A 12,344-nucleotide genomic window follows, 5' to 3' on the forward strand; every position below is an offset into this window, starting at 1 on the left:
AGGTTCCGGCGGCTCAGAACCTGCGTGGCTCACCCCCCGTCGTACGACCCCCGCCGGGGCGGTGCGTGAGGCAGGTTCCGGCGGCTCAGAACCTGCGTGGCTCACCCCCCGTCGTACGACCTCCGCAACGGGTCAGCCGCGTACGGCGTCCAGCTCGGCGCGGGTCAGCACGGAGCGGACCTCGAGCCCGACGTCGGCCAGCGGGTCCTCACCCTCGGGCGAGCGGTCGATCGCGCACACCACGACCTCCACGACGGCCCCGAGCTCGCGCAGGGCCCGGGTCGCGTCGCGGACCGCGCCGCCCGTGGTGATGACGTCCTCGATGATCGTGACCCGGCGACCGGCGACGTCGGGGCCCTCGGCGAGCTTGGCGGTGCCGTACTCCTTGGCCTGCTTGCGCACGAAGAGCGCCGGCAGACCGGTCCGCGCCGACACCATGGTCGCGATCGGGATGCCGCCGAGCTCGAGCCCGCCGAGGAGCTCGGTGCCCTCGGGGAGCAGGTCGACCATCTGCGCGGCCACGCGGTCGAGCAGGGCCGGCTGCGCCTCGAAGAGGTACTTGTCGAAGTAGGTGTCGGCCACCTGCCCCGAGCGGAGGGTGAACTCCCCCGTGAGGCGGCAGGTCGCGTCGATGTCGGCGGCGAGGGTCGCGTCGGTGGTCACGGCACCGACCCTAGTGGGACGCCGCCGGCCGGGCCCTCTGGGTAGCGTGGGCGGGTGCCCACCGCGAAGCCCCTCGATCTCTCCCTGGCCGCCCGGCTCGCCCACATCCCGCCGACCGTCTTCAGCGAGATGTCGGCGCTCGCGATCCGGACCGGCGCCCTCAACCTCGGCCAGGGGTTCCCCGACGTCGACGGTCCGGCCTCGGTGGTCGCCGCGGCGGAGGCGGCGCTGGAGTCCGGTGCCAACCAGTACGCCCCCGGCATCGGCGTACCCGCCCTCCGGGCCGCCATCTCGCGGCACCAGCAGCGCCACTACGGCCTCGAGCCCGATCCGGACCGCGAGGTCGTCGTGACGACCGGGTGCACCGAGGCCATCGCCGCCGCGCTGCTCGCGCTCGTCGACCCGGGCGACGAGGTCGTCGTGCTCGAGCCCTACTACGACTCCTACGTCGCGATGCTCGACATGTGCGGCGCCCGCCGGCGGCCGGTGACGCTGCGCGCGCCCGCCGGCTCGAGGACAACACCACGGCCCGACCTCGACGAGCTGCGTGCCGCGGTCACCGGCGACACCCGGCTGATCCTGCTCAACACGCCGCACAACCCCACCGGCACCGTGCTCACGCGCGAGGAGCTGCAGGTCGTCGCCGACCTCGCGATCGAGCACGACGTGATCGTGGTGACCGACGAGGTCTACGAGCACCTGGTCTTCGACGACGCGCGCTCCGCCGAGGGACACGTGCCGATCGCGACCCTGCCGGGCATGTGGGAGCGCACGCTCACGCTCTCGAGCGCCGGCAAGTCCTACAGCTTCACCGGCTGGAAGGTCGGCTGGGCCACCGGGCCCGAGCCCCTCGTGCAGGCCGTCCTCGCCGCCAAGCAGTGGCTCACCTTCACGTCCGGCTCCCCGCTCCAGCCCGCGGTCGCGCACGCGCTCGACCACGAGCCCGACTGGCCACGCGCGCTCGCGCGCGACCTGCAGGGACGTCGCGACCTGCTCTGCGACGGGCTCGCCGCCGCCGGCCTGGTGCCGCGGGTCCCGGAGGGCACCTACTTCGCCACCACCGACGTCAGCCACCTCGGCTGGCCGGACGGCCGCGCGTTCTGCCTGGCGCTGCCCGAGCTGGCCGGCGTGGTCGCCATCCCCACGCAGGGGTTCTACGACGACCGCGAGGCGGGCCGCCAGCTCGTGCGGTGGGCGTTCTGCAAGGAGCCCGACGTGATCAGCGAGGGCGTACGACGACTCGCCGCCGCCGACCTCTCGCGCTGACCGACCGCCGGGCGGGGCTCAGCGGCCGGGGTAGTCCCGCGGCGGGTGCTCGGCGCCATTTTCCTCGCCGGTGGGCCGCGGCTGGCCGTAGGGGTTGTCCTGGCTCCCCGGGCCGTAGGCGTCACCCTGGCCGTAGGGCGTGCTGCTCGGCGGCGGCGGGTACTGCGGCGAGGACTGCTGACCGGGCTGCTGGCCGTAGGGGTCGGGCGCCGTCGAGCCCGTGCCGTACTGGCCGGGGCTGGGGTACTGCTGGCCGTACTGGGCCGGCAGGCCGTCGTGGCCCGAGGTGCCCTTGAACCACTCACCCGCACCACCCACGAAGAGCAGCACGATGACGGCGATCGCGGCGATCAGCGTGACGGCCGAGACGCCGCTGGTGACGCCGAGCAGCGAGAACAGCGCGACGACCGCGCTGGAGATGACGAGCAGGATCCGGGAGACGTTGGAGCGTCGCATCACGAGGACGGCGAGCACGATCGCGACGATCGCCCACACGACGAGGCCGAGGACGACGGCGAGGATCACCCCCACGGCGGCGTCGGCGTCGATGTTGGCGTCCTGGAACTCGGGGACGCGCTCGATCTCGGTGATCACCTGGTCGCGGGCGACGAGCAGGGCGAGGCCGGTGAGGCCGAACAGCACGGCGGTGAGGGCGGAGAAGACGATGGTGATCCAGGCGGCCGCGGTCACCGTGCCGGGGCGCCGGTCGCCTGCCGGCTGCTGGCCGTAGGACGGCTGCTGGCCGTAGGGGTAGGGCTGTCCACCCGGCTGCTGGCCGTAGGGGTCCTGGCCGTAGGGCTGGTGCGTCGGTCCCGGGTTGCTCATGCGCGTACTCGCTTCGCTCCGTGCGCGCACGAGGCACGTGTCGCGCTGTGCTGGATGACTCGCTCGCTGCGCTCGCTCATGCGTCTATCTCACCACGTCGGCGGTTGGCGGCGCGTCAGCGCGGGTCGAGCTGGAACCAGCGGCGTACGTCCCCGCGCCGCAGGCAGACGACGGTCGCCAGGGCGGCCGCGGCCGGAATCAGGACGAGCGGGGTGTTGAGGACCAGGGCGAAGCAGGCGCCGGCACTGAAGGCGGCGCTCACCATCAGACCGCGGCGCGCCCACTCGCGACGCGCCATCGCGAAGCCGGCGAGCACCAGCGCGACCAGGCACCAGACGACGAAGGCCCCCGCGAGCGCGAACACGGTCGTGCGCACCTGCTCCAGGCTCAGCCCGTCGTCGAGCATCTCCGGCTGCTGCTGCTCCAGGACGCTCTGCAGGAAGTCGGGCGAGAAGCCCGCGATCGCGAGCCACAGGAGCGACAGCGTGAGGAGCCCTCCGGCCGTGACGACGGTGATGACGAACGCCGCCACCATCGCGCCGGGCCGTGCGTTGAGGAGCTGGCGACGCTGCCAGTCCGTCGCGGGAGGGGCGTACGACGCCGGCTGCTGGGACGGGGGCTGCGGCTGCTGGAGGGGCTGGCCGTACGGCGACTCGGCGGGGCGGTCGACCGGGTGCGGCGCGTGCGGGCCGGGCTCGCCGAAGGGCCTGCTGGCCGGCGGCGGGGTGTCGGCCCCACCGGCGTCGGCGGGCGGACGCGCCCACGGGTCGGCGGGTCCGGAGGCACCGGGGGCGTCCCACGGCGTGCGACCCGACGCATCGCGGTCGGCGCGCCCGGAGTCCTTCGCGGGTGCCGGGTCGGGCGGCGTCCAACGGCCGGTGGCGAACCACTCGCGCGCGGGCTGCATCCACAGCATCGCCGCTCCTGCGGCCACGAACGAGCCCGCCAGCCCGCCGGCCGGGATGCCGGTGAGGAACACGACGACCGCGAACAGGGTGAGGGCCAGGCGCGAGGAGCGGTCGGGCTTGCGGACGTACCACCCGAGGATCGCGGTGGCGCAGGCCGCGGCCGCCGCGACCATGCACGAGATTCGCAGGAGGTCGGTGGTGCTCGAGACGGTCAGGCCGAGGGAGGAGAACGGCGCGCCGGCGAGGACGTCGCGGATGGCCTCCTGCGTCTCGAGCGAGCGGAGCGAGGTGACCCGCTCCCACGCGGTGAGGAGCACCACCACCGAGGAGAACATGACGATGCCCGAGGCCAGGCTGACCTGGGGCGGGCGGTTCTTGGTGGGCTGACTCACCCGTCCAGTGTCCCAAGTCCGGCCCAACTCTCCCCATCCGCGGCCCGACCCGGTGCTCCTTGCCCTCCGTGCGGGATTTCTCAGGGTCGTCCTCAGGGACCGGAGGGGTGCCGTCCCCGATGCGCGGAGGGGCCCCGCGCGGCGAGGGTTGGACCCATGATCAGCGTCGAGCACCTCACCAAGCAGTACGGCCCGTTCACGGCCGTCGACAGCGTCTCCTTCACGGCCGCGACCGGTCGCGTGACCGGCTTCCTCGGTCCCAACGGCGCCGGCAAGTCCACGACCATGCGCATGATGGTCGGGCTCACCCGGCCCAGCGCCGGGCAGGTCACGATCGCCGGCCGCGACTACCACGAGCTGGTCAACCCCGGCCTCGAGGTCGGCGTCCTGCTGGACGCCTCCGCCCAGCACGCCGGACGGACCGGTCGCGAGATCCTCGCGATCGCCGCACAGACGATGGGCCTCCCGAGGTCGAGCGTCGCCGCGACCCTGGCCCGCGTCGGCCTCACCGAGTCCGAGGCCGAGCGTCGCGTCCGCAACTACTCCCTCGGCATGCGCCAGCGCCTCGGCATCGCGACCGCCCTCATCGGCGACCCGCAGGTGCTGGTCCTCGACGAGCCCGCCAACGGCCTCGACCCGGCGGGCATCCGCTGGATGCGCGACCTGCTCCGCGGCTTCGCCGACCAGGGCGGCACCGTGCTGCTGTCCTCGCACCTGCTCCACGAGATCGAGGTCATCGCCGACGACCTCGTCGTCATCGGCCAGGGCCGCATCGTGGCGCAGGGGAGCAAGGCCGAGCTGCTCGCCGCGGCCGGCACCCTCGTCCGCACCGCCGACCCCGCCCAGCAGGCCCACCTCGCCCGTGCCCTGCACGAGGCGTCGGTCGTCACCAACCCGATCGACGGTGGCCTGCGCGCCGACGCCGATCCCGAGCTCGTGGGAGCGGCGGCACACCGTGCCGGCGTCGTCCTGTGCGAGCTGCGCGCCGCCGACGGCGCCGGCCTGGAGGAGATGTTCCTCGAGCTCACCGCCGAGACCGCTCGCGAAGGAGCAGCAGCATGACCACCCAGATCCAGCCCGCGACCCGCACTCCCGCGGTCGCCACCCCGCCCACGCCCGCGGCACCCGCCGCGCGCCGCGTCGTACGACCCATCCCGATGACGCGCCTGGTGGGCGTCGAGCTGCGCAAGATGTTCGACACCCGTGCGGGCTTCTGGCTGATGGCCAGCGTCGGCATCGTCTCGGTGCTCGCCACCGCCGCCGTGATCATCTGGGCGCCGGACTCCGCGATCGACCAGGAGACGTTCTCCAGCGCCATCGGCTTCCCGCTGTCGGTGATCCTGCCCATCATCGGGCTGCTGTCGGTCACCAGCGAGTACAGCCAGCGGACCGGCCTCACGACCTACACGCTCGTCCCCTGGCGGGGCCGGGTGATCACGGCCAAGATGCTCGTCACGCTCACCATCGGTGTCGCCTCGATGTTCCTCGCGCTGGCCGTGGGCGCCGTCGGCAACCTCGTCGGCTCGGCGATCACCGGCCTCGACCCGGTCTGGAACGTCACGCTCGCCGAGTTCGGGCAGATCGTGCTGGCCAACGTCCTCGGGATGCTCATCGGCTTCACCCTCGGGGTCCTGATGCGCAGCTCGGCCGCCGCGATCGTGGGCTACTTCGTCTACTCGCTCGTCCTGCCCGCCGCTCTCGGAGCACTGGCGGCCTTCCAGGAGTGGTTCCGCGACCTGCAGCCGTGGGTCGACGTCAACTTCGCCATCACCCGGCTCTTCGACCAGTCGATGACCACCGAGTACTGGCAGCAGCTCGGCGTCACCACCCTCGTGTGGCTCTGGATCCCGCTGGCCATCGGCCTGCGCGCGATCCTGCGTGCCGAGGTGAAGTAGATCCCCTCTACTCACCTCGTGCCCATCAGCGGCTGCCGGTCGGGGGACCGGCGGCCGCTGATGTTTCTCTGACAGGGTGACGGCATGCATCCCGACGCCTGGCTGGTCGTGATCGACCCGCAGCGGATCTTCGCCTCCCCGGACAGCGCGTGGGGCTCGCCCATGTTCCCCGACATCGTGGAGCCCGTACGCCGCCTCGCGTCCGCCGCGGGCCAGCGCACCGTGGTCACGCGCTGGGTGCCCGACCGTGACGCGCAGGGCAGCTGGCGGGCCTACCTCGACGCCTGGCCGTTCGCCGACGTGCCCCACGACGACCCGCTGCTCGACCTCGTGCCCGAGGCTCAGGGGCTGGCGGACACGGTGGTCTCGCTCCCGACCTTCGGCAAGTGGGGGCCCGAGCTGGCGGCGGTCACCGGGCCGCTCCCCCACCTGGTGCTCGCCGGGGTGAGCACCGACTGCTGCGTCGTGTCGACGGCGCTGGCGGCCGCCGACGCCGGAGCGACCATCACGGTCGTCACCGACGCGTGTGCCGGCTCGACGCCCGAGAACCACGAGGCAGCGATGAAGGTCATGTCGCTCTACCCGCCGCAGATCACGCTGGCCACGACGGAAGACGTGCTCCGTTGAGCCGGGTGATCCACACCGGCCAGGCCCTCGTGGACGTGGTCGTCGAGGTCCCCGACCTGCCGGACCGCGGACAGAACGTGATGGCCGCCTCCGCCACCGACTACGCGGGCGGGACGGTCACGGTGCTGCTGGCAGCGGCCCGGTTCGGCGCGGAGTGCGTGCAGGCCGGCGCCATCGGCACCGGGCCCCACGGCGACCTGATCCGCGCAGCACTCAGCGCCGCCGGGATCGGGGTGTCGGCCCCTCCTGTCGAGGACCTCGACACCGGCATCTGCGTGGTGATGGTCGAGCCGAGCGCCGAACGGACGTTCGTCACGACGCTGGGAGCCGAGCGCCGGATCAGCGTCGAGTCGCTCGGCACCTCCGCGCCCGGCCCGGGCGACCTCGTGTGCGTCACCGGCTTCTCCCTCGCGCTCGACAGCACCCGCGACCCGCTGCTCGCGTGGCTGCCGACGCTGCACCCCGACGTGGTCGTGGTGCTCGACCCGGGGGCGGCGTTCGCCGGCCTCGACGAGGCCGTGCGGGCCGCGATGCTCGAGGTGACCGACGTCTGGTCGAGCAACGCCGAGGAGGCCGAGGACCTCCTGCGGGTCGTCGGGCAGGACGCGCCCCGCGATCTCGCCGCCCTCACCCCTGCGATCGCTCCCCTGCTGCGCGGCGACGCGGTCGCGATCGTCCGCGACGGGCCGGAGGGCTGCGCCGTCCACGTCGCCGGGGAGACGACGTACGTCCCGGGGTTCCCGCAGACGCCCGTCGACACCAACGGCGCCGGCGACACCCACACCGGCGCGCTGCTGGCGGAGGTGGCCGCCGGTACGCCGTGGGACGAGGGCTGCCGACGCGCCAACGCGGCCGCCGCCATCAAGGTCACCCGCCGCGGGCCGGAGTCCGCCCCGACCGCGGCGGAGGTCGACGCCTTCCTGGCCGGCCGCTGAGCCTAGGACGCCAGCGCTCGGCCCCGCCCGATGAACTTCCACCCGTTCGCGCGGAAGTTCAGGCTCTCTTCCCCTTCCTCACGCTCGCTGTCCGATGAACTTCCACCCGTACGCGTGGAAGTTCAGGTTGCGCGGGGGCGGGAGGCGGGCGGCGGGGGGGCGTACGACTCAGGACGAGGAGTCGCGCCCCTGCGACTCGCGCAGCCGACGGCCCCGCTCGATGTCCTCCTGCTCCTTGGCGGCAGCCTTGTCGGACTTGCGGGTGTCGCGCGGAGGCAGCTGCAGCTCCTCCTCGGCGGCGATGCCGGCCTGGAGCTGGCGGCCACGCTCGAGCTCGGCGTCGAGCTCGGCGCCGAAGAGCAGGGCCAGGTTGGTGATCCACAGCCACAGCAGGAACGCAATGACGCCGGCGAGGGAGCCGTAGGTCTTGTCGTAGCTGGAGAAGTTGGCGACGTAGAAGCCGAACGCGGCCGAGGCGATGACCCACACCACGATGGCCACGATCGCGCCGACGCTGATCCAGCGGAACTTCGGCTGCTTCACGTTGGGGGTGGCGTAGTAGAGGAGCGCCACGATGAGCACGACGACCGCGAGCAGCACGGGCCACTTGGCGATGCTCCACACCGTCACGGCGGCCGACTCCAGCCCGATCGCACTGCCCACCGCCTCGGCGGCGGGGCCGGTCAGCACGAGCCCGACGGCGACGACGGCGACGAGCACCACCGTCACGAGGGTGATCAGCAACATCACCGGGCGGAGCTTCCAGATCGGTCGCCCCTCGTCGATCTCGTAGATCCGGTTCATGCCGCGACTGAAGGCGTTGACGTAGCCCGAGGCCGACCAGAGGGCCGTCGCAAGACCGATGACGAGCGCCAGGCCGCCGCCCTGGCTCCCGGCGAGGTCGTTCAGGGGGCCCTCGAGGGTGCTGGCGGCCGACGAGGCGCCGATGTCGCGCAGGATCTGCAGGAGCGTGTCCACCGTCTGCTGCTGCTGGCCCACGAGGCTCACGAGCGAGAGGAGCGCGATCGCTGCGGGGAACAACGCCAGGACGGCGTAGTAGGTCAGCGCCGCGGCCAGGTCGGTGCACTGGTCGTCCATGAACTCGCGGACGGTCTTGCGCAGGGAGTAGCCCCAGGTGGGCCTCACCAGGTCGGCGGGCGAGTCGGGCTTGCGGGACGCGTCGGGCGCGGGGGCGGTCTGCTCCCGCTCGCTGCTCGTGGACTCGCTGTCTGTGGTGGTCGATCGGTCGCTCATGCCACCCAGTGCCCGCACCGGGCCGGCCCATACTTCGACGGCCCGAGCGGTCAGGACACGTCGGCGCGCACTGCGCTCGCTACGGTGGCCGGATGACCCCGGACGTGCTCCTCGTCGGTGCCGGCGACCTCGGCGCCGCCGTCGGCCTGCGCCTGGCCGACCTCGACCACGGCGTGCTGGCCCTGCGCCGCAACGCCTCGCTGGTGCCGACGCCGCTGGTCGGCCGCTCGGTCGACCTCACGGCTGAGGCGCCCGACCTGTCCGACGTACGCCCTCGTCTGCTCGTCGTCGCGCTGACCGCGCGGCCGCGGACCGAGGAGTCCTACCGGTCGACGTACGTCGACGGGATGACGCGGGCGCTCGACGCGCTGGCCGAGCCGCCCGAGCGGGCGGTGCTCGTCTCGTCGACCGCGGTGCACGGCAGCCGCGACCTGCCGGACCTCGAGGACGAGACGGCGCCGCCGGCTCCTTCCGACGGTCCCGTCCGGATGCTCGTCGCCGCGGAGGAGGCCTTCCACGACCGCATCCCGCACGGCTCGGTCCTGCGGCTGTCCGGCTTGTACGGCGGCAGCAGCACGCGGCTGCTCGACCAGGTCCGCGAGGGCCGGATCGACGACCCCCACCGCTGGACCAACCGGATCCACCGCACCGACGCCGCCGAGGCCGTCGTGCACCTGCTGACGATGCCCGCCCAGCCCGAGCGGCTCTACCTCGGCACCGACGACGAGCCCGCGCAGCTCGGCGACGTCGCGGCCTTCCTCGCCGACCGCCTCGGCGCCCCCGCTCCCCCGCAGGCCGACCCGGCCCGGGGCCACGGCAAGCGCCTCTCGAACGCGCGGTTGCGCGCGACGGGCTGGGCGCCGACGTACCCGTCCTACCGCGAGGGCTACGCGGCCGTCGGGACGACATGACGGCGTACCTGGCGGGCAAGTCCGTCACTTGTCGGGGGTTGCACAGGCCTCGAAGTGGCGGACTCCCCGCTCGAGCGGGGAGTCCCCGGCAGGGCCCCGCTGGCCACCCGGAGCCAGTGGCGGGGCCCAGTACTCACATGGTGACCGGATTGCCCCCGGTCACGGCGATGACCTCACCGGTGATGTAGCTCGACTCCGGCGAGGCGAGGAAGACGAAGGCGGTCGCCACCTCGGCCGGCTGCCCGGCTCGCCCGAGCGGCGTGTCCTGACCGAACGACGCGACCTTGTCGTCGGGCATCGTCGCGGGGATGAGCGGCGTCCAGATCGGGCCGGGTGCGACGGAGTTGACCCGGATGCCCTGCTCCGCCACCGCTCGGGCGAGCCCGCGGGTGAAGTTCACGATCGCCGCCTTGGTCGAGGCGTAGTCGAGGAGGGCCGGCGAGGGCTGCGACGACTGGATCGAAGAGGTGTTGATGATCGTCGAGCCACGCCTCATGTGCGGCAGCGCCATCCTGCACAGCCAGAACATCGCGTAGACGTTGGTCCTCATCACCCGGTCGAGCTGCTCGGTCGTGATGTCCGCGATCCCGCCGGGCTGGGCCATCTGGTAGGCGGCGTTGTTGACGAGGATGTCGATGCGGCCGAGCTCGTCGACGGCCGTGTCGACCAGGGCCTGACATGCCGACTCCTCGACGAGGTCGGTCGGCACCAGCACGGCCCGGCGGCCGGCGTCCTCGACCAGGCGGGCGGTCTCGCGCGCGTCGTCGTGCTCGCCCTCGAGGAAGGCGATCACCACGTCGGCGCCCTCGCGCGCGAAGGCGAGCGCGACGGCGCGGCCGATGCCGGAGTCGCCGCCGGTGATCACCGCCACCTGGTCGAGCAGCCGGTCGTGGCCGACGTACGTCTCTTCACCATGGTCGGGCTTCTCGCCCATCTCGCCGGTGACCGAGTCCTCGTCGCCGGGCTTCGGCAGCCGCTCCCCCTCGGTCTCCGGCTGGTCGTGCAGCTCGGTGGGGTCCTGCCGGGTCTGGTCGGCCTGTCCGTCGTTGCTCATCGTCGTCCTCCTCGCAGGTGCATGGTCCGTCCCGGCGGTACCCGGCACACGACGGTCGATGCGGGGCACCGATCCTCATGACCCCGAAGGACGCCGTGGTCGCCCGGAAGCCGTCGAAGCGGACCAGCCCGCGACCCCGCGACACGCAGCGGGTCTTCCTGCCCGCCGACTGATCGGGGACAGCCCCCGCTGGTCGAGGAAGGCGACCTCCTCGACCAGCGGGGACTCAGCCGGTCGCCATCAGCCGGGTCAGGGCCTCGAGGCCGGGGCCGGTGCTCGCCGCCAGCCGTTCCCGGACGCGGCCTAGCTCCTCGGAGGCGGCGTACGCCGGTGGGACCCGCGCCGGATTGATCGCGACGGTGTTCGCCCAGGCGGCGATGTCGGGCTCGCCGGCGAGGACCATGGTGGCCCGGGCGCCGCGGACGTTCATGTCGGCCCACTGCACGAGCGAGTTGCCGAAGCGCGAGGGCGGGCACAGCCGGTTCTTCTCCGCGTCGTCGTGCCGGGTGGCCTCGACGTAGCCGGTGACCGCCGCTCCGAAGCACGGGAACCCCGCACGGACCGGCTGGATGGTGATGTCCTCGGCCCGCCAGGCCGGCACGAGCGGCGGGTTCTTGAGTCCTTCGGCCGCGCAGTGCACGACCACCGCGTCGCCCGCGACCCGCACGGTCGTGCCGTCCGCCATCTCGAGGCGACCGCGCTCGACGTGGCGCAGGTGCCCGTGGCGTACGACGTCCTCGATCGAGCGCAGCAGGTCGAGCTCCCACACTCCGAGCGTCGGGGTCTTCGCCATGGTGGGCGTGACCGAGCGGTCGATGCGCAGCATCACGCCGGCGTCCTCGAGCCGCAGGAACATCTCGTCGAGGGACGCCGAGGCCGTGGCCTCCTCGAACGTGGTCGCCGCCACCCCGAGGTAGACCGCCGGGTCTGGCTGGATGAGGGCGCGGTCGAGCATCCATGGCTCGCGGGGTCGCACCCAGCAGATCGCGTCGGGGTCGACACCCTGCCCCAGGAGCCACACGCAGGCGTCGGTCGCCGTCTTGCCCGAGCCGACGACGACGTACTGGCTCGGCGCCTCCTCGAGCCGGACCACGTCGTTGACCGTCACCACGCGCGCATCGTCGGCGACCGAGAAGGGAGCCGACGACTCGGCGGGGATGCTGGGCGAGAGGTAGTGGGCGTTGACGACGCGGCACGACGACGGCACCTCCCAGGTCCGCCCCGAGATGCGCGAGACGACCGTGCGCCCGACGACATCGCACCCGGTCCGCACCTCGACCCGACCCGTGGCGCGGAGCCGCTCGAGCGCGCGGGCGTAGTAGTCGACGATCTCGGGCTGGGAGGCGCGCACGTGCAGCCCTGCCTCGGGCCCCTGCTCCTGGACCTGGCCGCCGAGGACCGTCGAGGCCACGCCGTAGAACGTCGAGGCCTGGTGCAGCCGGACGAACGGGTAGTCCTCCAGCCAGTGCCCGCCGGCCCCGTGGCGGCGGTCGACGATCGCGACGCGCGCGTCGGAGTGGTCGACCAGCGCGTCGGTGAAGCCCATGCCCATCGCGCCGGCACCCACCACCAGGTAGTCGACGTCCAGTGTGCGAGTCATGGACACACGCTGGC

12 protein-coding genes are annotated in these 12,344 nt (G+C 73.0%); 6 read left to right on the plus strand and 6 right to left on the minus strand.

Translation table 11 applies throughout. The annotated features are described in order from the left end of the window. Window positions 1–132 precede the first annotated feature (132 nt). Window positions 133–663: an orotate phosphoribosyltransferase gene (gene pyrE, locus ACNKF0_RS20240; RefSeq protein ID WP_299931296.1), complete on the minus strand. Its 531-nt coding sequence runs from the start codon at window positions 661–663 to the stop codon at window positions 133–135. A gap of 129 nt (window positions 664–792) precedes the next feature. Between pyrE and ACNKF0_RS20245 the strand changes: the two genes are divergently transcribed. Then, a complete protein-coding gene (locus tag ACNKF0_RS20245) occupies window positions 793–1,929 on the plus strand; it encodes an aminotransferase class I/II-fold pyridoxal phosphate-dependent enzyme (protein ID WP_416958593.1) in 1,137 nt (378 codons plus the stop codon). A gap of 18 nt (window positions 1,930–1,947) precedes the next feature. Here ACNKF0_RS20245 and ACNKF0_RS20250 read toward each other — a convergent pair whose 3' ends face one another. Together ACNKF0_RS20250 and ACNKF0_RS20255 are read right to left on the minus strand one after the other, a co-directional pair. Beyond that, window positions 1,948–2,754 (minus strand): hypothetical protein, encoded by an 807-nt coding sequence (locus ACNKF0_RS20250; protein ID WP_416954594.1) that lies wholly within the window; start codon window positions 2,752–2,754, stop codon window positions 1,948–1,950. 115 nt (window positions 2,755–2,869) lie between these two features. Then, window positions 2,870–4,054 carry a hypothetical protein gene (locus tag ACNKF0_RS20255; RefSeq protein WP_299931299.1) on the minus strand — a complete coding sequence of 395 codons (1,185 nt, stop codon included), beginning with the start codon at window positions 4,052–4,054 and terminating at the stop codon, window positions 2,870–2,872. A gap of 156 nt (window positions 4,055–4,210) precedes the next feature. On the opposite strand from ACNKF0_RS20255, the gene ACNKF0_RS20260 reads away from it, so the two are divergent. The 4 genes from ACNKF0_RS20260 to ACNKF0_RS20275 all read left to right on the plus strand — a co-directional run bounded on the left by ACNKF0_RS20260 (window position 4,211) and on the right by ACNKF0_RS20275 (window position 7,511). Beyond that, entirely contained in the window at window positions 4,211–5,116 is a 906-nt protein-coding gene (locus ACNKF0_RS20260; protein WP_416954595.1) for an ABC transporter ATP-binding protein, read from the plus strand. Continuing rightward, the gene (locus tag ACNKF0_RS20265) at window positions 5,113–5,949 is read left to right on the plus strand and encodes an ABC transporter permease subunit (RefSeq protein ID WP_299931301.1); all 837 of its coding nucleotides are present in this window, start codon (window positions 5,113–5,115) and stop codon (window positions 5,947–5,949) included. Before ACNKF0_RS20260 ends, ACNKF0_RS20265 begins: the two co-directional genes overlap by 4 nt. Window positions 5,950–6,033: 84 nt before the next feature. Further along, window positions 6,034–6,576, plus strand: coding sequence for a cysteine hydrolase family protein (locus ACNKF0_RS20270; protein ID WP_416954596.1), 543 nt, complete (start codon window positions 6,034–6,036; stop codon window positions 6,574–6,576). A 5-nt stretch (window positions 6,577–6,581) separates the two neighbouring features. Continuing rightward, window positions 6,582–7,511 carry a PfkB family carbohydrate kinase gene (locus ACNKF0_RS20275; protein ID WP_416958595.1) on the plus strand — a complete coding sequence of 310 codons (930 nt, stop codon included), beginning with the start codon at window positions 6,582–6,584 and terminating at the stop codon, window positions 7,509–7,511. A 168-nt stretch (window positions 7,512–7,679) separates the two neighbouring features. Here the strand turns inward: ACNKF0_RS20275 and ACNKF0_RS20280 are convergent, their stop codons facing one another. After that, window positions 7,680–8,765: a YihY/virulence factor BrkB family protein gene (locus tag ACNKF0_RS20280; RefSeq protein ID WP_299931303.1), complete on the minus strand. Its 1,086-nt coding sequence runs from the start codon at window positions 8,763–8,765 to the stop codon at window positions 7,680–7,682. A 92-nt stretch (window positions 8,766–8,857) separates the two neighbouring features. Here ACNKF0_RS20280 and ACNKF0_RS20285 point away from each other — a divergent pair, with 92 nt between their 5' ends. Beyond that, window positions 8,858–9,676: a hypothetical protein gene (locus ACNKF0_RS20285; RefSeq protein ID WP_416954597.1), complete on the plus strand. Its 819-nt coding sequence runs from the start codon at window positions 8,858–8,860 to the stop codon at window positions 9,674–9,676. Between the two features lie 133 nt (window positions 9,677–9,809). Here ACNKF0_RS20285 and ACNKF0_RS20290 read toward each other — a convergent pair whose 3' ends face one another. Together ACNKF0_RS20290 and ACNKF0_RS20295 are read right to left on the minus strand one after the other, a co-directional pair. Further along, on the minus strand, window positions 9,810–10,730 hold the full coding sequence (locus ACNKF0_RS20290; protein WP_299931305.1) for a glucose 1-dehydrogenase: 921 nt from the start codon (window positions 10,728–10,730) through the stop codon (window positions 9,810–9,812). A gap of 226 nt (window positions 10,731–10,956) precedes the next feature. Beyond that, a complete protein-coding gene (locus tag ACNKF0_RS20295; protein WP_416954598.1) occupies window positions 10,957–12,330 on the minus strand; it encodes a pyridine nucleotide-disulfide oxidoreductase in 1,374 nt (457 codons plus the stop codon). Window positions 12,331–12,344 lie beyond the last annotated feature (14 nt).

It is taken from the genome of Nocardioides sp. T5, assembly GCF_048161455.1.
GTDB lineage: Bacteria > Actinomycetota > Actinomycetes > Propionibacteriales > Nocardioidaceae > Nocardioides.

What these genes read in the sequence shown, in the direction of transcription:
- ACNKF0_RS20245 (WP_416958593.1), top strand. Translation starts at nt 793, where the DNA reads ATGTCGGCGCTCGCGATCCGGACCGGCGCCCTCAACCTCGGCCAGGGG.
- ACNKF0_RS20250 (WP_416954594.1), bottom strand. Translation starts at nt 2,754, where the DNA reads ATGAGCAACCCGGGACCGACGCACCAGCCCTACGGCCAGGACCCCTAC.
- ACNKF0_RS20260 (WP_416954595.1), top strand. Translation starts at nt 4,211, where the DNA reads ATGATCAGCGTCGAGCACCTCACCAAGCAGTACGGCCCGTTCACGGCC.
- ACNKF0_RS20265 (WP_299931301.1), top strand. Translation starts at nt 5,113, where the DNA reads ATGACCACCCAGATCCAGCCCGCGACCCGCACTCCCGCGGTCGCCACC.
- ACNKF0_RS20270 (WP_416954596.1), top strand. Translation starts at nt 6,034, where the DNA reads ATGCATCCCGACGCCTGGCTGGTCGTGATCGACCCGCAGCGGATCTTC.
- ACNKF0_RS20280 (WP_299931303.1), bottom strand. Translation starts at nt 8,765, where the DNA reads ATGAGCGACCGATCGACCACCACAGACAGCGAGTCCACGAGCAGCGAG.
- ACNKF0_RS20285 (WP_416954597.1), top strand. Translation starts at nt 8,858, where the DNA reads ATGACCCCGGACGTGCTCCTCGTCGGTGCCGGCGACCTCGGCGCCGCC.
- ACNKF0_RS20290 (WP_299931305.1), bottom strand. Translation starts at nt 10,730, where the DNA reads ATGAGCAACGACGGACAGGCCGACCAGACCCGGCAGGACCCCACCGAG.
- ACNKF0_RS20295 (WP_416954598.1), bottom strand. Translation starts at nt 12,330, where the DNA reads ATGACTCGCACACTGGACGTCGACTACCTGGTGGTGGGTGCCGGCGCG.